The 19290-nt window shown below is 76.6% G+C and carries 20 protein-coding genes; 8 read left to right on the top strand and 12 right to left on the bottom strand.

The window, feature by feature from the left end:
* The coding region (locus tag ABD158_RS07135; RefSeq protein WP_344005582.1) for a proton/sodium-translocating pyrophosphatase at positions 1 to 1671 on the bottom strand (1671 nt) is incomplete at its 3' end.
* Between the two features lie 201 nt (positions 1672 to 1872).
* Complete coding sequence (locus ABD158_RS07130; RefSeq protein ID WP_344005580.1) at positions 1873 to 2211, bottom strand: STAS domain-containing protein; 339 nt, start codon at positions 2209 to 2211, stop codon at positions 1873 to 1875.
* Positions 2212 to 2364: 153 nt separating this feature from the next.
* Between ABD158_RS07130 and ABD158_RS07125 the strand changes: the two genes are divergently transcribed.
* Positions 2365 to 4710 (top strand): DEAD/DEAH box helicase, encoded by a 2346-nt coding sequence (locus ABD158_RS07125; RefSeq protein ID WP_344005578.1) that lies wholly within the window; start codon positions 2365 to 2367, stop codon positions 4708 to 4710.
* A 129-nt stretch (positions 4711 to 4839) separates the two neighbouring features.
* Here the strand turns inward: ABD158_RS07125 and ABD158_RS07120 are convergent, their stop codons facing one another.
* From ABD158_RS07120 to ssd, 7 genes are all read right to left on the bottom strand, one after another.
* Positions 4840 to 5232, bottom strand: a complete 393-nt coding sequence (locus ABD158_RS07120; RefSeq protein WP_344005576.1) for an Rv3654c family TadE-like protein — start codon at positions 5230 to 5232, stop codon at positions 4840 to 4842.
* Positions 5229 to 5561, bottom strand: coding sequence for a TadE family type IV pilus minor pilin (locus ABD158_RS07115; protein ID WP_344005574.1), 333 nt, complete (start codon positions 5559 to 5561; stop codon positions 5229 to 5231). The genes ABD158_RS07120 and ABD158_RS07115 overlap by 4 nt, the downstream gene beginning before the upstream one ends.
* Positions 5562 to 5626: 65 nt before the next feature.
* Positions 5627 to 5833, bottom strand: coding sequence for a DUF4244 domain-containing protein (locus tag ABD158_RS07110; RefSeq protein WP_344005572.1), 207 nt, complete (start codon positions 5831 to 5833; stop codon positions 5627 to 5629).
* A gap of 319 nt (positions 5834 to 6152) precedes the next feature.
* Complete coding sequence (locus tag ABD158_RS07105; RefSeq protein ID WP_344005570.1) at positions 6153 to 6884, bottom strand: type II secretion system F family protein; 732 nt, start codon at positions 6882 to 6884, stop codon at positions 6153 to 6155.
* Positions 6881 to 7711, bottom strand: coding sequence for a type II secretion system F family protein (locus ABD158_RS07100; protein WP_344005568.1), 831 nt, complete (start codon positions 7709 to 7711; stop codon positions 6881 to 6883). The genes ABD158_RS07105 and ABD158_RS07100 overlap by 4 nt, the downstream gene beginning before the upstream one ends.
* Positions 7708 to 8886 carry a TadA family conjugal transfer-associated ATPase gene (locus ABD158_RS07095; protein WP_344005566.1) on the bottom strand — a complete coding sequence of 393 codons (1179 nt, stop codon included), beginning with the start codon at positions 8884 to 8886 and terminating at the stop codon, positions 7708 to 7710. The genes ABD158_RS07100 and ABD158_RS07095 overlap by 4 nt, the downstream gene beginning before the upstream one ends.
* A complete protein-coding gene (ssd, locus tag ABD158_RS07090) occupies positions 8883 to 9935 on the bottom strand; it encodes a septum site-determining protein Ssd (RefSeq protein WP_344005564.1) in 1053 nt (350 codons plus the stop codon). The genes ABD158_RS07095 and ssd overlap by 4 nt, the downstream gene beginning before the upstream one ends.
* A 113-nt stretch (positions 9936 to 10048) precedes the next feature.
* Between ssd and ABD158_RS07085 the strand changes: the two genes are divergently transcribed.
* Positions 10049 to 10849: an HAD family hydrolase gene (locus ABD158_RS07085; protein WP_344005562.1), complete on the top strand. Its 801-nt coding sequence runs from the start codon at positions 10049 to 10051 to the stop codon at positions 10847 to 10849.
* A 127-nt stretch (positions 10850 to 10976) separates the two neighbouring features.
* On the opposite strand, the gene ABD158_RS07080 is transcribed toward ABD158_RS07085, so the two are convergent.
* Positions 10977 to 11417, bottom strand: a complete 441-nt coding sequence (locus ABD158_RS07080) for an OsmC family protein (RefSeq protein ID WP_344005560.1) — start codon at positions 11415 to 11417, stop codon at positions 10977 to 10979.
* Positions 11418 to 11486: 69 nt separating this feature from the next.
* Between ABD158_RS07080 and ABD158_RS07075 the strand changes: the two genes are divergently transcribed.
* A complete protein-coding gene (locus tag ABD158_RS07075) occupies positions 11487 to 11990 on the top strand; it encodes a MarR family winged helix-turn-helix transcriptional regulator (protein WP_344005558.1) in 504 nt (167 codons plus the stop codon).
* A gap of 402 nt (positions 11991 to 12392) precedes the next feature.
* Here ABD158_RS07075 and ABD158_RS07070 read toward each other — a convergent pair whose 3' ends face one another.
* Positions 12393 to 13139, bottom strand: coding sequence for a Fic family protein (locus tag ABD158_RS07070; RefSeq protein ID WP_344005557.1), 747 nt, complete (start codon positions 13137 to 13139; stop codon positions 12393 to 12395).
* Positions 13140 to 13225: 86 nt separating this feature from the next.
* On the opposite strand from ABD158_RS07070, the gene ABD158_RS07065 reads away from it, so the two are divergent.
* The 5 genes from ABD158_RS07065 to ABD158_RS07045 all read left to right on the top strand — a co-directional run bounded on the left by ABD158_RS07065 (position 13226) and on the right by ABD158_RS07045 (position 18567).
* On the top strand, positions 13226 to 14341 hold the full coding sequence (locus ABD158_RS07065) for a sensor histidine kinase (RefSeq protein ID WP_344005555.1): 1116 nt from the start codon (positions 13226 to 13228) through the stop codon (positions 14339 to 14341).
* Positions 14338 to 15099, top strand: coding sequence for a LytR/AlgR family response regulator transcription factor (locus ABD158_RS07060; RefSeq protein WP_344005553.1), 762 nt, complete (start codon positions 14338 to 14340; stop codon positions 15097 to 15099). The genes ABD158_RS07065 and ABD158_RS07060 overlap by 4 nt, the downstream gene beginning before the upstream one ends.
* A 41-nt stretch (positions 15100 to 15140) precedes the next feature.
* The gene (locus tag ABD158_RS07055) at positions 15141 to 15512 is read left to right on the top strand and encodes a hypothetical protein (protein WP_344005552.1); all 372 of its coding nucleotides are present in this window, start codon (positions 15141 to 15143) and stop codon (positions 15510 to 15512) included.
* Entirely contained in the window at positions 15513 to 17033 is a 1521-nt protein-coding gene (locus tag ABD158_RS07050) for a sodium/solute symporter (protein ID WP_344005550.1), read from the top strand. It abuts the gene before it with no gap.
* Between the two features lie 97 nt (positions 17034 to 17130).
* Complete coding sequence (locus ABD158_RS07045; protein ID WP_344005548.1) at positions 17131 to 18567, top strand: NCS2 family permease; 1437 nt, start codon at positions 17131 to 17133, stop codon at positions 18565 to 18567.
* A 22-nt stretch (positions 18568 to 18589) separates the two neighbouring features.
* Here ABD158_RS07045 and ABD158_RS07040 read toward each other — a convergent pair whose 3' ends face one another.
* The gene (locus tag ABD158_RS07040; RefSeq protein ID WP_344005546.1) at positions 18590 to 19276 is read right to left on the bottom strand and encodes a sirohydrochlorin chelatase; all 687 of its coding nucleotides are present in this window, start codon (positions 19274 to 19276) and stop codon (positions 18590 to 18592) included.
* Between the last annotated feature and the right edge of the window lie 14 nt (positions 19277 to 19290).

Below are 19290 nucleotides of genomic sequence, written 5' to 3'. Positions count from 1 at the left end.
CGCGACGCCGATCAGGACGCCGACGAGGACGTCGGGGCTGAAGACGAAGAACCCGGTGACGAACCGGCTGCCCTCCTCGGGGCCCAGGTCGGCCTGCTCCACCGCCTCGAGCGCGGTGCCGATGTAGGAGCCGAACAAGGCGCTCGCGGCGAGCACCGCGGTGGCGATCGCGATGCCCTTGGTGATCGCCTTCGTCGTGTTGCCGACGGCGTCGAGCTCGGTGAGGATCTGCGCGCCCGCCTCGCTGACGTCGCCGGACATCTCGGCGATGCCCTGCGCGTTGTCGGAGACCGGTCCGAAGGTGTCCATCGCGACGATCACGCCGACGGTCGTCAGCAGCCCGCAGCCGGCGAGGGCGACGGCGAACAGGGCGATGGACAGCGACCCCGCGCCCAGCAGGAACGCCCCGAACACCGCCGCACCGATCACGAGCGTGGTGTAGACCGCGGACTCGAAGCCCACGGAGAGCCCCGAGAGGATGACGGTCGCGGGGCCGGTCAGCGAGGTCCGGCCGACGTCCTTGACCGGCGCGAAGTCGGTGCCGGTGTAGTAGCCGGTGAGCGCCAGGATCGCCGCGGCCAGGACGACGCCGATGACGACCGCGATCGCCGCGATCAGCGCCGGGTTACCGCTGGGCTCGACGCCGGCCAGCTCGTCGAGCGGGCTGACGGCCGCCCCGGTGAGGTCGGCGAAGTCCGTCGGCAGGTACAGGAAGGCCAGCACCGCCGAGCCGACCGCGCCCGCGGCCGCGGAGAGGTAGAAGGCGCGGTTGATGGTCGTCAGGCCGTTCTCACCGGGTCGGGGGCGCGTGAGGAAGACGCCGGCCACCGCGGTGAGCACGCCGATCGCGGGCACCAGCAGCGGGAAGACCAGACCCGCGTCGCCGAAGGCGATCGACCCGAGGATCAGCGCGGCGACCAGCGTCACGGCGTACGACTCGAAGAGGTCGGCGGCCATGCCGGCGCAGTCGCCCACGTTGTCGCCCACGTTGTCGGCGATGGTGGCGGCGTTGCGGGGGTCGTCCTCGGGGATGTTGTTCTCGACCTTGCCGACGAGGTCCGCGCCGACGTCGGCCGCCTTGGTGAAGATGCCGCCGCCGACGCGCATGAACATGGCCAGCAGCGCCGCCCCGAAGCCGAAGCCCTCGAGCACGACGGGGGCGGAGTCCTGGAAGGCGAGCACGACCACGCTGGCGCCGAGCAGCCCGAGCCCGACGGTCGCCATCCCGACGGTCGCGCCGGTGCGGAAGCCGATGTGCATGGCGGGGTCGCGGCCCTCGCTCTCGGCGGCGGCCGCGACGCGGAGGTTGGCGCGCACCGCCAGCGACATGCCCATGTAGCCGATGAACGCCGAGAAGCCCGCGCCGAAGAGGAAGGCGACCGAGCGGGCGGCTCGGACCACGAGGTCGTCCGCGGGCAGGGCCAGCAGCACGAAGAAGGCGATCGCCGCGAAGACGGCGAGCGTCCGGAACTGGCGCGTGAGGTAGGCGTTGGCTCCCTCCTGGACCGCCCGGGCGATCTCCTGCATCGCCGTGCTGCCCTCGCCCGCGGCCAGCACCTGGCGGCGGAAGACCACCGCGAGCGCCAGTGCGCCGAGCGCGATCAGCACGACCACGGCCACGAGGACGGCGTTGCCCCCCGCGACCTCGACCGCCGAGTTCTCTCCTGACATGAGGACCTCCTGGGGTGGCGCGCGGCCCAGCCGCACGACGGTGGGTGCCCGTGGCGGCCCGTGTGAGGCAGGTCTCACGGTCGCCGACATACAACCACGCCCGTCCGACGTCGGACAGACCCCGGCGCAGCGGGTCGCCGCGTGTCGTGGTAGAGGCCCCGTTCCCCGCGTTCGGACCGGCCCGGACCGGCCCGGACCGGCTCAGCCGGCGGCGGTCAGCGCGGCGGTGCTGTCGTGGATCGTGAACACCGAGGCCAGCCCGGTGATCGAGAAGATCCGCAGCAGGCGCGCGGAGGAGCAGACGAGCTCGAGCGAGCCGTCCTCGGCGCGCACCTTCTTCAGGCCGCCGACGAGCACGCCGAGGCCGGTGGAGTCCAGGAACTCCACGCCGGTCATGTCGACGACCAGGCGGCGGTGGCCCGCCGAGACGAGCTCGGTCAGGCAGTCGCGCAGGCGCGGGGCGGTGTAGACGTCGACCTCGCCGCTGACCACGACGACGGCACGACCGTCGAGGTCACGGGTCTCGAGCGTCAGGTCCACCGGGTCTCCCCCATCGTCGCGTGGGCGTCCCGAGGAGAGCGGTCCAGCGCGCGGCCACCGACCCCCCCGGGTGTGCCAGGGGTATCAAACCACGGTCCCGGCCGGCGGCGCAGTGCTACGGCGGTGTCGGTCCGCCCTGCAAGACTCGCGCACGTGACCACCTCCCCGCTCCGCCACGCCCGGGCGCGCGACGCGCACGCCCTGCTGGCGCACCTCGTGGGCCCCTCCGGCCGCGACGAGCGGCTGACCCACCTGGAGCTGCTGCCGGCCCGCGAGGCCGTCCCCGCGGCCTGGCCGGCGTGGGTCGACCCGCGGGTGCGGGCGGCGTACGAGGGGCGCGGGGTCCGCGAGCCGTGGGCGCACCAGGTGGAGGCGGCGGACGCGGCGTGGCGCGGCGAGCACGTGGTGGTCGCGACCGGCACGGCGTCCGGCAAGTCCCTCGCCTACCAGCTGCCGGCCCTGTCGGCGTCGCTCGCGGCGCGCGGGCGACGGGGCCAGCGCGGGGCGACGACCCTCTACGTCTCGCCCACCAAGGCGCTCGCCCAGGACCAGCTCGCGGCGCTGGCGTCGCTGGGGCTCGACGTGCGGGCGACGACCCACGACGGCGACAGCCCGCGCGAGCAGCGCGACTGGACCCGCGAGCACGGCGAGTACGTGCTGACCAACCCCGACATGCTGCACCGCTCGCTGCTGCCCGACCACGAGCGGTGGGCCCGCTTCTGGGGGTCGCTGCGCTACGTCGTGCTCGACGAGTGCCACCACTACCGCGGCGTGTTCGGCGCCCATGTCGCGCTCGTCGTGCGGCGGCTGCGGCGGGTGGCCGCGGCGTACGGGGCGGAGCCGACGTTCGTGCTCGCCTCGGCGACCGCCGCCGACCCGGCCGACACCGCCGGGCGGCTGACCGGGCTGGGCGTGCGCGCGGTGACCGACGACGCCTCGCCCCACGGCCAGGTGGCGATGGCGCTGTGGGAGCCGCCGCTCGGCACCCACACCGGCGAGAACGGCGCGCCCGTGCGACGGGCCGCCTCCTCGGAGACCGCCGACCTCCTCGCCGACCTGGTGGCCGCCGACGTGCCGACGCTGGCGTTCGTGCGCAGCCGCCAGGGCGCCGAGCAGGTCGCCGCGACCGCGGCCGACCTGCTGGCCGAGGTGCACCCCTCGTTGCCGTCGCAGGTGGGGTCCTACCGCGGCGGCTACCTGCCCGAGGAGCGCCGCGAGATCGAGCAGGCGCTGCGCGACGGCGAGCTCACCGGGCTGGCCGCCACCAACGCGCTCGAGCTCGGCATCGACGTGTCGGGCCTCGACGCGGTGCTGGTCGCCGGCTTCCCGGGCACGCGCGCCGCGCTCTGGCAGCAGGTCGGCCGCGCGGGCCGTGGCGCCGAGGACGCGCTCGGGGTGCTCGTCGCGCGCGACGACCCCCTGGACACCTACCTCGTCACCCATCCGGAGGCCCTGTTCGGCCGACCGGTCGAGGCCCACGTCTTCGACCCGTGCAACCCCTACGTGCTCGGCCCGCAGCTCGCGGCCGCGGCCGACGAGATTCCCCTGACCGCGCCCGACCTGGAGCTGTTCGGGCCCGGCTCGCGCGACGCGATCCGGCGACTGGTCGACGCCGGCCTGCTGCGGCGGCGTCCGCGCGGCTGGTTCTGGTCCGGCAGCAGCGCCGACGGGCGGGCCTGCGACCTCGCAGACCTCCGCTCGACGGGCGGGCCCGCGGTCTCCCTGGTGGAGTCCGCGACCGGCCGCGTCGTCGGCACGGTCGACGGCGACCGCGCCCACGGCACCGTCCACCCCGGCGCGGTCTACGTGCACCGCGGCGAGCGCTGGCTGGTGGAGACCCTGGACCTCGACGACCACGTCGCGGTCATGGACCGTGCGGACCCGCCGTACTCGACGAGTGCGCGGGAGGTCACCGACATCCGGGTGGTCGAGGAGTCCGACGCCCGGGCCTGGGGGCCGTGCCGCCTCGCCCACGGCACCGTCGAGGTGTCGCACCAGGTGGTCGCGTTCCTGCGGCGGCGCCGGCCCGGCGGCGAGGTGCTCGGCGAGGAGCCGCTCGACCTGCCGGTGCGCACCATGCAGACGCACGCCGTGTGGTGGACGGTCCCCGAGCCGGTGCTCGCCGCGGCCGGTCTCGACCCGGCCGACCGCCCGGGCGCGGCCCACGCCGCCGAGCACTGCTCGATCGGGCTGCTGCCGCTGTTCGCGACCTGCGACCGCTGGGACATCGGCGGCGTCTCGACCGCCCTGCACCCCGACACCGGCGAGCTGACCGTCTTCGTCCACGACGGCCGCGCCGGAGGCGCGGGCTTCGCCGAGCGCGGGTACGACGTGGCGCGGGCCTGGCTCACCGCCACCCGCGACACCATCCACTCCTGTGCCTGCGAGACCGGCTGCCCCTCGTGCGTGCAGTCCCCCAAGTGCGGCAACCAGAACAACCCCCTCGACAAGCCCGCCGCCGCCCGCCTCCTCACCGCGCTCCTCGCCCACCACCCCTGAGGCCGAGTCGGCAGCTGCGTGCACCGCCGCCACGCCGACTCGGCAGCTGCGTGCACCGCCGGCACGCCGAGTCGGCAGCTGCGTGCACCACCGACACGCCGAGTCGGCAGCTGCGTGCACCGCTGTCGCTCACCCGGCCGGCCCGGGCTCCGGACCGGCACGGGCGCGGCCGACGAGGTCACCTGTCTGCCCGAGCCATCGGGGCCCGGTGACCTCGGCGGTGACCAGCACGTCGTGCTGCTCGACCGTGCAGGCGACGAGCCGGGCCCCGTTGTCGGCCGCGACCCGGGCGGCGGTCCCGCAGGCGTCCTCGCCGCGCTGGAGCACGGTCGCGGCGGCGAGTGCCGCGAGGTCGGCCGCGGCCTGCGCCCGCCGGTGGTCGGCGACCATCGCCGCGACGACCCCGAGCGCGGCCCCGACGAGCAGGAGCACCGCGAGGAGGGCGCAGACCAGCACCGTGGCCGCGCCCTCCTCCCGGTCGCCGGGCGAGCCGCGGCCGCGCCCCGGTCCGACCGTGGTCACGGCCGGGCCTCGGGCACGGTGACCGCCTCCGCCCGGACCTGCACCGTGGGCAGGAAGCCGAAGACCCCTCCCGGGCCGACGACCGGGGCCGTGACGACGGCCCGCACCTCGTCGCCGCCGACCCCCAGGTCGACGCTGGCCCCGGGCGGCGCCACCCGGCGCCCGATCTCGAGGGCCCCGCCCGCGTCGTCCCCCCGGGCCGCCGCGCGGGCGGTCTCCCGGGCCGCATCGACGACGCGCACCTGGGCGAGACCCACCGACAGCAGCCAGACCAGACCGATGGTCACGGCGACCAGGACGGGCAGCGCCATCGCGGTCTCGGCGGTCACCGCCCCACGCTCGTCGCGCCTACGGGGCGGACGGTCTCGCCCGGGCCGCCGCGGCTCGCCAGGACTCACCCGATGCCCAGCAGCCCGAGCACGTGGTCGAACAGCGTGCGCAGCAGGCTGTTGCCGAAACCACCGGTCAGCAGGGTGTAGAGCAGGCCCGCGAGTCCGGCGCCGGCGGCGGTGCCCACGGCGTACTCGGCGGTGGTGATGCCGCGCTCGTCGGTACGACGGGTCGAGCCGCGGGTCGTGAGGGGTGTGCGTCGGGTCCTCATGGTGCCTCCTGGTGTTCGTGCGGTCGCTCGGTGCGACCGTCGGGTCCGACCCTGCGCCGACCGCAGGGGGCTACGGGGGCGGCCGCCGCCTGCCTGTGCACGACCCGGCCGACCGCGCCGCGGTGGACGACGGACGGCCCGGGAGCTCGGGCCGACTCGGCGCCCTCCGGCAGCGCACCCGGGCCGGCTCGGCGCCCTCCGGCAGCGCACCCGGGCCGGCTCGGCGCCCTCCGGCAGCGCACCCGGGCCGGCTCGGCGCCCTCCGGCTGCGCACCCGGGCCGACTCGGCACCCTCCGGCTGCGCACCCGGGCCGACTCGTCAGCGCAGGAGCCCCCCGACGAGGCCGGCGACCATCGGGACCACGCCGAGCAGGAGGAAGGCGGGGAGCAGGCAGACGCCCAGGGGCAGGGCGGCGCGGACCCCGACGGCGCGGGCGCGGTCCTCGATCTCGGCGCGGGCCTGGCGGTCGAGGTCCTCGGCCAGGCGGGAGACGCCGTCGGCGACGGAGGCACCGCTGGCGTGGGCCCGGGCCAGGGTGCGGCCGAGCGGGGCGAGGACGGGGTCGTCGGCGAGGTCGGACCAGACCTGGGCGGGGTCGACGCCGAGGTCGAGCCGCAGCCGCACGGCGGCGAGCCGGTCCGCGGCCGGACCGGGCAGCGCCTCGGCGACCACCTGCACCGCCATCCCGGGCGGTGCGCCCGCCACGAGGGCACCGGCCAGCAGGTCCACGAGCGCGGCCAGGTCGCGGCGGGCGGCCTCGCGGGCCCGCCGTGCCCCCGAGGGCTCCGCCCGCGAGGCGACCGTCCAGACCACCGCCGCGACGGCCAGGGCCGCGACCGGGGCCAGCGCGCCGGGGACCACGGCCCAGGCCCCCGCTCCCGCGCAGGCCGCCCACCCCAGCCGCAGGCGCCGCAGGAGGTCGCGCCGCGCGGGTGGCGGCCCGGCCGCGGCCGGCGGACGCCGCAGCCCGGCGGCGCGAGCGGGTCGCGGTCCGGCGAGGCCGACCAGGCCCGCGGTCGCGAGGACGCACAGCAGCGCTGCGCCGCTCACGGCCCGGCCTCGACGTCGTCGGCGAGGGCCTCGATCCACCACAGGCCCGCCAGCGCCAGCGCGAGCCCGCCCGCGAGGCAGGCGAGCCCGACGCCGGTCGTGAGCAGGAAGCGCCACGGGTCCCCGCCGGCGCCCGTCCCCATCAGGAGGGCCGCGACGGGCAGGACGGCGAGGAGCCGGGCGGTGGAGCGGGCCGAGGCGAGCTCCGAGGTGACGACGCGCCGGGTCGCCTGCCGCGACCGGACGCCGTCGGCGACCCGGGACACCGCACCGGCCAGGCCGTGGCCGGTGCGGTGCGCGACCTCCCAGGCGGCGGCCACCGTGCGCAGGTCCCCGCAGCCCGGCTGGCCGGCGAGCGCCCGCAGCGCCGCCGGCACGTCCGCGCCCACGGCGTACGACGCGGCCACGGGAGCCAGCGGCGGCCACGCCTCGCAGGCGCGCTCGAGGGCGGGCCCCGCCGGCCGGCCGGAGCGGAGGTCGGCGGCGAGGGCCTCGCACGACTCCCGCACCCGTTCGGCCGTCCGGGCCGCCTCGGCGCGGGCCCGGCGCCGCACGACGAGCCCGTGGCCGGCCCAGACGGCGCTCGCCAGCACCACGCCGAGCACCACCGCACGGACCGGGAGCCCGAGCAGGACCGCTGCGGTCGCCGCCCCACCGAGCACGACCGGCGCCGCGCGCGACGACGGCCGTGGCCGCGGCGCACCCGTCCCCAGCGCCGCGGGGCGCGGCATCAGCGGCGCGACCAGGGCGACCGCGAGGGCCGCCGCGGTCGCCGCCACCAGCACCGCCGGGCCCGGGAGATCCGCCACCGCCGGCGGTGCGCTCACCGCGCGAGCCTCTCCTCGAGGTGCTCGACCCCCGGCCCCGTGCGCACCGCCCCGTCGCCGTCGAAGATCAGCGCCGGCACCGCGCTGACCAGGCCGGCGGCGTCCCGGACCGGCACGGCGACCTCGCGCAGGTAGCGCACCCCGTCGGCGCGCCGGGCGAGGTGCAGCACGGCGTCGAGCGCCGACGCGAGCTGGCTGTGGGCGGCCTCGCGCGGGAGCCCGGCAGCCAGCGCGAGCGCCTCGACCCGCGCCGGGACGTCGGCGGCGGAGTTGGCGTGCAGCGTGCCGCACCCGCCCTCGTGGCCGGTGTTGAGCGCCGCGAGGAGGTCGACGACCTCGGCGCCGCGGACCTCGCCCACCACGAGCCGGTCGGGCCGCATCCGCAGCGCCTGGCGCACGAGGGTGCGCAGCGTGATCTCGCCGGCACCCTCGATGTTGGGCGGGCGGGCCTCGAGACCCACGACGTGGGGGTGGTCGGGTCGCAGCTCGCTGGCGTCCTCGACGAGCACGAGCCGCTCGGCGGGCGCCACGGTCGACAGCAGCGCGGCCAGCAGGGTGGTCTTGCCGGTGCCGGTGCCGCCGGAGACGAGGAAGGCGGCGCGCGCCGCGACGAGCTCGCGCAGCACCCGGGCGGCCGCCTCACCCACGGAGCCGGCGGCCACCAGCTCCTCGAGGGTGAAGGAGCGGGCCCGCGGCACCCGCAGCGACAGCACGGTGCCGGGCCGGGCGACCGGGGCGAGCACGGCGTGGAACCGCGTGCCGTCGGGGAGCCGGACGTCGACGTGGGGCGTGGCGTCGTCGAGCCGGCGGCCCGCGGTCGAGGCGAGCCGCTGCGCGAGCCGTCGTACGGCGGCCTCCGAGCCGAAGGCGACCCCGGCCGGCTCGAGGCCGTGGCCGCGGTCGAGGAACGTCTGGCCCGCGCCGTTGACGAGCACGTCGGTGACGCCCGGGGTGCGCAGCAGAGGCTCGAGCGGCCCGGCGCCGACGACGTCGCGGCGCAGCACCTCGTGGACGGCCAGGACGGTCGCGTCGCCCACCGGTCGCCCCGTCCCGCGCAGCGCGGCGGCGACGCGGTGGGGCGTGAGGTCCCCGGGCTCGCGGGCGAGGCGGTCGCGGACGGTCTCGACGAGGTCGGCGACCAGGTCCGCGCCGGCCGCCGGTCCGGCGCCGCTCATGCGGCCCGGCCCACGACGAGGTCGGCGAGGCAGGCGTCGAGCAGCCGGCGCGCCGCGCGGGCGAGTGGTGAGCGCCGGCTGCGCACCGGCCCGAGGCCGAGGTCGACGGCCTCCGCGAGGCCCCGCTGCTCGGGGAGCGAGCCGAGGACCACGACGCCGGTGACGCGCTCGATCTCGCGGTGGTCCGGGCCCCGACCGCGGACGACGAGCCCGGTGCCGTCGCCCAGCTGCTCGCAGGTGCGCACGGTCGAGGCGAGCGCGGGGACGCTGGAGGTGGTCACGACCAGGACGCGGTCGCAGCGGGCGGCGAGGTCGTCGGCGCCCGGGCCGCGGCGGGGCAGGTCGACGACCACCAGGTCGTGCCCGCGGCGCGCCGCGGAGAGCGCCTCGGCGGCGGCGGTCGGCGCCAGGGTCACGCTCTCCGCGGGCCAGCTCAGGACCCCGAGACCGGCACGGGCCGGGACGGCCTCGCGCAGCGAGGTGGCCCCGAGCCGCCCCCCGGCGTGGGCGAGGGCGTCCCAGCGGACCCCGGCGACGTCCTCGAGGCCGAGCACCCGGTCGGCGCCGGGTCCGAGCGGATCGGCGTCGAGGACCAGGCAGGGCCCGCGCTCGGCGGCGACCTGCGCGAGCGCACAGGCCAGCGTCGTCGCCCCCGCTCCCCCGCGGCCGCCGACCACCCCGAGCGCCGGGGCCAGGACGTGGCGCGACTCGCGCGCGTCGGCGAGGTCGGTGAGCCGCTCGACCAGCCAGCCCTCCCCGTGCGGCAGCTCGCAGACCCCCTCCGCCCCGAGGTCGAGCGCGGCCCGCAGCACGCCGGGGTCCACCGCGTCCCAGCCCACGACGTGCACCTCCCGTCGCCGCGGCGGTGCGCAGGCGGCGGCGCGCTCGGCCAGGTCGGCGCCCACGAGGACCACGGGGGCCGCGGACCAGGAGCGCAGCACCGCCGCCGGGTCGCGAGCCACCTCCGGGGCCGCGCCGGCCGCGGCGCTGAGGCGCAGCATCTCGTCGCGCAGGGTCTCGTCGGCGGTGAGCAGCAACGGTCGGGTCATGGGGCGAGGCTGCCCCGCCCCGCACGTCCCCGGGCCGTCCCGGCGCCGGGCCTGGGGACGGCCCGGGCACCGAGGCGGCTGTGGAGGCCGACCGGCCCGCCTACACTCGGGCCATGCCGGCCCCGGCGACACGTACCGCCGCGTTCTTCGACCTCGACAAGACGATCATCGCGAAGTCGAGCACGCTCGCGTTCAGCAAGCCCTTCCAGGCCGGCGGCCTGATCTCCCGCGGCGCGGTGCTGCGCTCGGCGTACGCCCAGTTCGTCTACCTGGTCGGCGGCGCCGACCACGACCAGATGGAGAAGATGCGGGCGTTCATGTCGCAGCTCTGCGCGGGCTGGGACGTGGCCACGGTCCGCGAGATCGTCGCCGACACGCTGCACAACGTCGTGGACCCCCTGGTCTACGACGAGGCGGTCTCGCTGATCGAGGAGCACCACCTGGCCGGGCGCGACGTGGTCATCGTCTCGACCTCGGGCATCGAGGTGGTGGGGCCGATCGGCGCGATGCTGGGCGCGGACCGGGTCGTCGCCACGCGCCTGGAGATCGTCGACGGGCACTACACCGGCGAGATCGAGTACTACGCGTACGGCGAGGAGAAGGCGGTCGCGGTGCGGGCCCTGGCCGCGGAGACGGGCTACGACCTCGACCGCTGCTTCGGCTACAGCGACTCGATCACGGACGTGCCGATGCTCGACGCGGTCGGCCACCCCCACGCGGTCAACCCCGACAAGGACCTGCGCCGGGTCGCGGCCGAACGGCGCTGGCCGGTGCTCGTGTTCGACAAGCCGGTGGCGCTGCGCCGTCGCGTGCCGCTGCCCGGCGGCCGACCCGCGCTCGCCGCGCTCGGCCTCGGCGGCGCCACCGCGCTGGGCGGCCTGGCGTGGGCCGCCGCGCGCCGCCGGAGGCCCTGAGCGGGAGGCCCTGAGCGCCGGGTCCGGACGCACGAGGACCCGGACCGGCGTGGCGCGGGGGCCGGACGCCGGTCCGGGTCGTGCGTGGGGAGCCCGGGCTCAGGTCACGCGTCGTGCGTGGAGCGGCTCAGGACTCCAGGGAGGCGTCGAGGGTGATCTCGACGCCGGTGAGGGCCTTGCTCACGGGGCAGCCCTCCTTGGCCTTCTCGGCGGCGGCGGTGAAGCCGGCCTCGTCGAGGCCCTCGACCTCGCCGCGCACGGTGAGGGTGATGCCGGTCAGCTTGAACCCGCCGGCCGGGTCCTCACCGAGGGAGACGTCGGCCTTGACGTCGAGCGCCTGCGGGGTGCCACCGGCCTCGGCGACGAACGCCGAGAGCTGCATCGCGTAGCAGGCGGAGTGCGCCGCGGCGATGAGCTCCTCGGGGCTGGTGGTGCCCCCGGCCTCGTCGGCCGCGCGCTTCGGGAACGACACGTCGTAGGTGCCGACCTTCGAGCTGGACAGCTCGACCTGGCCGGAACCGTCCTGCAGTCCGCCGTTCCACGCGGTGCGAGCGGTACGAGTGGGCATGAGCATCTCCTCTGGGTCGACAACGATGTCTTGTACACAAGTTACTCGCGCACGGCGTAGAATCAAGTCATGTCCATCTCGCACCCTCGGCCCCCGGGCACGGGCGCGGCGCCCACGGGCACGACGTCGGGCGCGTGCACCACGGCCGACGGGCTCGACGAGCTCGTCTGCTTCGACCTGTACGCCGCCTCGCGCTCCGTGACCGCCGCCTACCGGCCCGTGCTCTCCGAGCTCGGTCTCACCTACCCGCAGTACCTCGTCCTCGTGGTGCTGTGGGACCGCGGCGCCTGCTCCATCAAGCACCTGGCGTCCACGCTCCGGCTCGACCACGCGACCCTCACGCCGCTGCTGCGGCGGATGGAGGAGGCGGGGCTCCTGGTCCGCGAGCGCAGCCTCATCGACGAGCGGTCGGTCACGGTGCGCCTCACCGGGCGCGGCGACTCGCTGCGCGACGTGCGCGAGGGCGTGCGCTGCCACATCGCCGACCTGCTCGGGCTGGACGTCGACCAGGTCGACGCCCTGCAGGGCCTGCTGCGACAGGTCTCCGCCAACCTCGCCGACCGCGCCGTGTGACCCAGGTCACGCACGAAGGCCGACCGAAGTCAACCCTTGCGCGGGTCCCCCGACAGGCGTAGACCTGACCTGACAAGTCCACAGTCGACACGTGACGGGGTACCCACGCGGCGCCCACCCATCGCACCTGGGAGCACGACCGGCGGCACGCCCGCCGGCGGCACAGAGATGCACGCTTGGTAGCCCCGAGTCACGTGTGACACGACGCCCGGTCCCCACGGACCGGGCGTCGTGCTGTCCGAGGCGTGACGCCCGCGACGGAGGAGCGGGCGTCACGACCCGAGGAGGTCGAGCGAGCGACGCGACCGAGGAACGAGGTCGCGTCAGCGGGTCGAGACCCGGTGACCCGACCGCCGACACCGACCGCGCTGGCGTCCCGGCCCCCGACCCCCGACTCCGGACCTACTCCGGCGCCGTGACCAGCGGGCTGGCCTCGACGCCGCGGGAGTACGCCTCGCCGGCGTAGAGCAGCCAGGCGTGGACGCCGGCGGCGCCGCCGTCGCGGTAGCCGCGCAGGTTCGACTCGTACGCCGGGCGCAGGGCGAGGTGGCCGGCCTCGGGCACGGCGAGGGACTTCTCGTCGACGCGGCGGGCGGCGAGCACGAGGCGCTCGGCGGCGCGGGCGACGACGCCGTTGTGGGAGGCGAACGGCGCGGCGGTGGCGACCTCGGCGTGCACGAGCGCGGCGAGCAGCATCGCGGGGGCCGGCGAGGTCGCGGCGAGGAGCGCGGCGAGGTCCCGCAGCCGGCGCGCGGCCTCGGCGTCGCGCGGCCGGCCGAGCTGCTCGGCGTCGAGGCTCTCGGCGCCCGCGAGGCTGTGCAGACGAGCGAGCGCCTGCAGGGGCGAGCGCTGGAGGACGGGCACCAGTCCCAGCAGCTCGGTGGAGACCCGCACGGCGGCCCGGGCGGGCTCGTCGCCGTCGCCGTCGCGGACCTGGGCCGCGCTGGAGGCGGACCCCTCGAGCGTGGCCGACGCCGCGGCCCCCCGCAGCAGGGACTCCGAGGTCAGGCCGGGCGCGGTCCGTCGCAGGCCGCGGTCGCGCAGCACGGCGTCGAGGCCGTCGCGGGCGGCGGCCAGCCCGGAGGCGACCCCCTCGAGGGAGGCGAGGTCGTCCAGGACGGCGCCGGGGCTCGGGGCGGGGGTGCTCACGGGGCCACGCTAGGACCACCCCGCGCGCACCGGTGGAGGGCCCGCGGGACCCGGTCGTCGGGGTCGGCGGGGAGTAGCGTGCGCGCGTGCGCACCCGGACCCGCAGGACCGACCTCGGCACGGAGGCCGACCGGGCCACCTTCCGCACGCTCCACACCGCCTCCCTGGCCTCCCCCGCCCTGCGCGAGGGGCTGACCGCGACCAGCGCGGAGCGCAGCATCCGCCACCTGCGCGCGCTGCTCGGCGCCCCGGCCGTGGCGCTCACCGACTCCTCCGGCGTCCTCGCGTGGGACGGCGCGGGGGCGCACCACGCCGACGCCTGCGCCGACCTGGCCCAGCCCGTCGTCCGTCACGGGACGACGCGCACCGGCGACCGGTCGCTGCTCGGCTGCGACGAGCTGGCCTGCCCGGTGCGGCACGCCGTCGTCGCGCCGCTCGTGGTGGACGAGCGGGTCGTCGGCACGCTGCAGGCCTTCGCGACCCGTCCCACCGCGGGCCTGGCGCGGGCCACCGACGAGGTCGCCCGCTGGGTCGCCGGGCAGCTCGAGCTCGCCGAGCTCGACGCGTCCCGCACGCGCCTGATGGAGGCCGAGGTGCGGGCGCTGCGCGCCCAGATCAGCCCCCACTTCATCTACAACTCGCTGGGGGCGATCGCGAGCTTCGTGCGCACCGACCCCGACCGGGCTCGTGAGCTGCTGCTGGAGTTCGCCGACTTCACGCGCTACTCCTTCCGGCGCCACGGCGAGTTCACGACGCTCGCCGAGGAGCTGCGCTCGGTGGAGCGCTACCTGCTGCTCGAGCAGGCGCGGTTCGGGGAGCGGCTCCAGGTCACCCTCAACGTCGCGCCGGAGGTGCTCGGGGTCGCCGTGCCGTTCCTGTGCGTGCAGCCGCTCGTGGAGAACGCCGTGCGTCACGGCCTCGAGGCCGCCGAGGGCGTGGGCCACATCCGGATCGTGGCCCACGACCGGGTCACCGAGTGCCTGATCGAGGTCGAGGACGACGGCGTGGGCGAGGACCCCGAGCGGGTGCGACGGGCGCTCGCCGGGGACGCCGGCCTCGACTCGGTCGGTCTCGGCAACGTCGACGCGCGGCTGCGCACGACGTTCGGCGACGACTACGGCCTCGTCGTGGAGACCGCACCGGGCGCGGGGACGCGGGTGCTGGTGCGCGTGCCGAAGTTCTCCCCGGGGGTGAGCACGTGAGCGCCGAGGGCCCGGGACTGCGCGCCCTCGTCGTCGACGACGAGCAGCCCTCCCGCGACGAGCTGGCCTACCTCCTCGGCCGCGACGACCGGGTCGCCGACGTCGTCTGCGTCGCCTCCGCGGGCGAGGCGCTGCGCCACCTCCACGCCGGCGAGGTCGACTGCCTCGTGCTCGACGTGCAGATGCCCGGCACGACCGGCCTGGACCTCGCCGCCGAGGTCGCCCGGCTGCCCGCCCCTCCTCCGGTCGTGTTCGTCACCGCCCACGACCAGCACGCCGTCGAGGCCTTCGACCTCCGCGCCGTCGACTACGTCCTCAAGCCCGTGCGGGCCGAGCGTCTCGCCGAGGCCGTACGACGGGTGGTCGCGGCCCGCGAGGCCGGCGAGCGCGGCGCCCCGCCCGGCGCCACGGTGCGGGTCGAGCGGGGCGGCGTGACCCGGTTCCTGGACCGCGCCGAGGTCACCCACGTCGAGGCCCACGGCGACTACGCGCGCCTGCACACCGCGGACGACGCCTACCTCCTGCGCACCCCACTGTCCACGCTGGAGGAGCAGTGGGCCGCCGACGGGTTCGTCCGCGTCCACCGGTCCCTGCTCGTCTCGCTGGCCCACGTCACCGAGCTGCGCACCGTCGGCGGGCGCACCAGCGTCGTCCTCGGCGCCGGCACCGGACCGGGCGGACCCGTCGAGCTCGCCGTGGCCCGCCGCCACTCCCGCGAGCTCCGCGAGCTCCTGACCGGCCGAGCGGGCACCCCGTGACCGGTCGTCGTGCGCTCGACCACCGGGGCGGGTGAGCGGGCGTGAGTGAGCCACGGCCGCAGCGGGTGCGGGTGACGGGGCCGCCGCGGCGTACCCGGCCGCGCGCGTCCGCGACCGACCCCGACGACGACACCGCGCTGGGCGGGGTCTACCTCGCCTCGCTGCTGCGGGAGCAGCGCCGGCTGGCGGCCCGGGTCGTGGCCGTGCTGCTGGTGCTGGTCGCCTCGCTGCCGGCGGTGTTCCACCTCGCGCCCGGGCTCGCGGACGTCGAGGTCGGGGGCGTGTCGCTGCCCTGGGCGCTGCTCGGCGTCGCGGTCTACCCGCTGCTGGTGGGCCTGGGCTGGTCCTACCTGCGGCGCGCGGAGCGCCACGAGCGGGACTACACCGACCTCGTCCGGGAGCGGCGGGGCTAGGTGGACGTCCTCCCCGGCGTGGTCGGCGTCGTCCTGGTCACCGTCGCGACCCTCGCGATCGGCACCTGGCGGCAGCGCTTCTCCCGCACCACCAGCGACTTCTTCGTCGCCTCCCGCTCGGTGCGCCCGGGCCTGAACGCCTCCGCGATCGGCGGCGAGTACCTCTCCGGCGCCTCGTTCCTCGGCGTGGCCGGTCTGCTGCTGGTCTTCGGCGCCGACATGCTCTGGTACCCGGTCGGGTTCACCGCCGGCTACCTGCTCCTGCTCGTGCTGGTCGCCGCGCCGCTGCGCCGCTCGGGGGCGTACACGCTGCCGGACTTCGCCGAGGCGCGCTTCGGCTCGCGCACGGTGCGGGCCGTCTGCTCGGTGCTGGTGGTGGCCGTCGGCTGGCTCTACCTGCTTCCGCAGTTCGAGGGCGCCGGGATCACCCTCGCCGCGTCCGTCGGCGCCCCCCGGTGGGTGGGCCCGGTCGTGGTCGGCGCCGTCGTGCTGGTCGGGGTCGGCTCCGGCGGGATGCGCTCGATCACGTTCGTGCAGGCCTTCCAGTACTGGCTGAAGCTGACCGCCCTGCTCGTGCCGCTGGCGGTCCTGCTCGTGGTCTGGGTCGGCGACGGCGCGCCCGCCCCCGCCTCGGCGCCCGACACCGCGGCCTGGTCCCTGCCGATCGCGTCGGGCGGCGGGCCGGGCCTGTACGCGACGTACTCGCTGATCGTGGCCACGTTCCTCGGCACCATGGGTCTGCCGCACGTCGTGGTGCGCTTCTACACCAACCCCGACGGGGGCGCGGCGCGCCGCACGACCCTGGCGGTGCTGGTGCTGCTGGGCGTGTTCTACCTGCTGCCCCCGGCGTACGCCTTCCTCGGCCGCGTGTACGGCGAGGGGCTGGCCGCCGCCGGGCGCGCCGACGTGCTGGTGCTCGAGCTGCCCCGCGTCGTGCTGCCGGGCCTCGCCGGCGAGCTGCTGACGGCGCTGGTGACGGCCGGGGCCTTCGCGGCGTTCCTGTCGACCTCCTCGGGCCTCGCGGTCGCGGTGGCCGGCGTGCTCGGCCAGGACGTGGTGGGCCGCTCGCGGCTGCTGCGCGGACGCGAGGGCGACGGCCTCAGCGGGATCGGCGCGTTCCGGGTCGGTGCCGTGCTCGCCGTCGTCGTGCCCCTCGCGGTCAGCCTGCTCACCCCCGACGTCGGGGTGGCCCGGTCGGTGGGCCTGGCGTTCGCGATGGCGGCGTCGACCTTCTGCCCGCTGCTGGTCCTCGGCATCTGGTGGCGGGGGCTCACGGCGGCCGGGGCGGTCGCGGGGCTGGTCGTGGGCGGCTGCGGCTGCGGTGCGGCGATCGGCGCGACCCTGCTCACCGGGACCCGCGGCGGCTGGACCGGCGCCCTGCTCGAGCAGCCCGCGGCATGGAGCGTCCCGCTCGCGGTGCTCGTGATGGTCGGGGTCTCCCTGCTCACCGCCGACCGGGTGCCCCCGCACGCCCGGCGGTTCCTCGCCCGCCTGCACACCCCGGAGTCCGCCCGGCCCTGACGACTCGGCCCTGACGACTTGCGCAGGGCTGACCCGCCGGCCCGTGCCGCGGACACCGAAACCCGGCCGCAACACACCTCTGCCAGGCTGAGCCCCCGTGGACGTCCTGGACCGCTACTTCAAGATCACCGAGCGCGGATCGACCCTGGCGCGGGAGGTGCGCGGCGGGCTCGTCACCTTCTTCACGATGAGCTACATCATCGTGCTCAACCCGCTGATCCTCGGCTCGGCGCCCGACGCGACCGGGGCCTACCTCGGCGGCGGTGACGGGGTCGGCAACATTGCCGCGATCGCCGCCGGGACCGCCCTGGTCGCGGGGACCCTCACCATCCTGATGGGCGCGGTCGCCAACTACCCGCTCGCGCTCGCCGCCGGCCTGGGCCTCAACGCGTTCGTCGCGTTCGCGATCGCCTCGCAGATGACGTGGGCGGACGCGATGGGCCTGGTCGTGCTGGAGGGGCTGATCATCCTGGTGCTCGTGCTGACCGGGTTCCGGGAGGCCGTCTTCCACGCCGTGCCCCAGCAGCTGAAGGTCGCGATCTCCGTCGGCATCGGGCTGTTCATCGCGCTGATCGGCTTCGTCGACGCCGGCTTCGTGACCCGCGTGCCCGACGCCGCCAACACCACCGTGCCGGTCCAGCTCGGCGGCGGCGGCCAGCTCTCCGGGTGGCCGGTGCTGGTCTTCGCGGTCGGCCTCGTCCTGGTCGTCGCCCTGTGGGTGCTCAAGGTGAGGGGCTCGATCCTCATCGCGATCGTCGCCACGACGGTGCTGGCCATCGTCATCGAGGCCTCGCTCTCGCTGGGGCCCGCGGTGGAGGGTCCCGGCGGCTGGAGCCTGACCGTGCCGACGCTGCCGTCCTCGGTCGTCGACGTGCCGGACTTCTCCACCCTCGGCGAGTTCAACCTCCTCGGCTCGTTCCGCGAGCTGGGGGTGGTGGCGGTGCTGCTGCTGGTGTTCACGCTGCTGCTCGCGGACTTCTTCGACACCATGGGCACGATGACGGCCATCGGCGCCGAGGCCGGCCTGCTCGACGAGGACGGCGTCCCGCCCGGCACCCGCAAGATCCTCGTCGTCGACTCCCTCGCCGCCGCCGCCGGTGGCGCAGCCGGCGTCTCGTCCAACACCTCCTACATCGAGTCCGCCTCCGGCGTCGGCGAGGGCGCCCGCACCGGGCTCGCCTCGATCGTCACCGGCGTGCTGTTCCTGCTCGCGACGTTCCTCTCGCCCCTGGTGGCGATCATCCCGCTCGAGGCCGCCGTGCCCGCGCTCGTGCTCGTCGGCTTCCTGATGATGCAGCAGGTCAAGGGCATCGACTGGGACGACGTCGAGATCGCCATCCCGGCGTTCCTCACGATCGTGCTGATGCCGTTCACCTACTCCATCACCGTCGGCATCGGCGCCGGGTTCCTGGCCTGGGTCCTGATCAAGCTGGTGCGCGGCAAGGTCGCCGCCATCCACCCGCTGATGTGGGTGATCGCGATCCTCTTCGTCCTCTACTTCGCGATCGACCCGCTCACGCGCCTGCTCACCTGAGGCGCGGGTCGCGGGGGCCCGGTCAGCCCGCCGCGCGGGGCGGACCGGCGACGGCCGCGGCGAGGGCCTCGTAGCGCGCGCAGAGCAGGTCGACGAGCAGCGGGTGGACGCCGAGGACGTCGGCGACGAGCGCCGCGCCGGCGTCGAGGGACTCGCGGCGGGCGCGGTCGGCGAAGTAGCCCGGCGAGAGCAGGTACGGCGAGACGACGTCACCGTCGCGGACCACCTCGGCGGGCCGCGCGCCGCGCGCGGTGAGGGTCGCGACCACCACCTCGCCGCGCCACTCGGCGGCCAGCAGCTCCGCCGCGCGCTCCTGGTCGCGGGTGGCGAGCTCGTCGGAGGAGCCGGCGGCGACCAGCACCACCCGCGACCCCGGGGTGGCGCCCGCCTCGAGCAGGCGCGCCGCCTGCGCCCGCGCGACCTGGCGGTGCGGGCCGAACGGCCGGCCCAGGGTGAGCGGCCCGCCGGCGCGCTCCGCCATCTCGGGCAGGTCGGTGCGGATGTGGAAACCCGTGGACAGCAGCAGCGGCACGGCCACCGTCGGCTCGCGCGAGCCCGCCACCACCTCCGCGAACAGCGGGTCGCACAGCTCGACGTAGGAGCACACCGCCTCCACGCCCAGCCGCTGGGCGGCGTGAGCGGTGAGCTCGGCGGCGATGGCGTTGCCGGAGGACTTGCGGGTGCCGTGCGCGACGGTGACGAGCCTCATGGGTCCATCATCCG

The sequence above is a fragment of the Nocardioides lentus genome, from assembly GCF_039529515.1.
Lineage (GTDB): Bacteria > Actinomycetota > Actinomycetes > Propionibacteriales > Nocardioidaceae > Nocardioides > Nocardioides lentus.
This window is presented reverse-complemented; position numbering and strand designations above follow the sequence as displayed.

Bases quoted from the DNA above. Each gene is read 5' to 3' on its own strand.
- ABD158_RS07075 (WP_344005558.1), top strand. From the start codon at position 11,487: ATGTCCATCTCGCACCCTCGGCCCCCGGGCACGGGCGCGGCGCCCACG.
- ABD158_RS07110 (WP_344005572.1), bottom strand. From the start codon at position 5,833: ATGAGGACCCGACGCACACCCCTCACGACCCGCGGCTCGACCCGTCGT.
- ssd (WP_344005564.1), bottom strand. From the start codon at position 9,935: ATGACCCGACCGTTGCTGCTCACCGCCGACGAGACCCTGCGCGACGAG.
- ABD158_RS07085 (WP_344005562.1), top strand. From the start codon at position 10,049: ATGCCGGCCCCGGCGACACGTACCGCCGCGTTCTTCGACCTCGACAAG.
- ABD158_RS07080 (WP_344005560.1), bottom strand. From the start codon at position 11,417: ATGCCCACTCGTACCGCTCGCACCGCGTGGAACGGCGGACTGCAGGAC.
- ABD158_RS07040 (WP_344005546.1), bottom strand. From the start codon at position 19,276: ATGAGGCTCGTCACCGTCGCGCACGGCACCCGCAAGTCCTCCGGCAAC.
- ABD158_RS07095 (WP_344005566.1), bottom strand. From the start codon at position 8,886: ATGAGCGGCGCCGGACCGGCGGCCGGCGCGGACCTGGTCGCCGACCTC.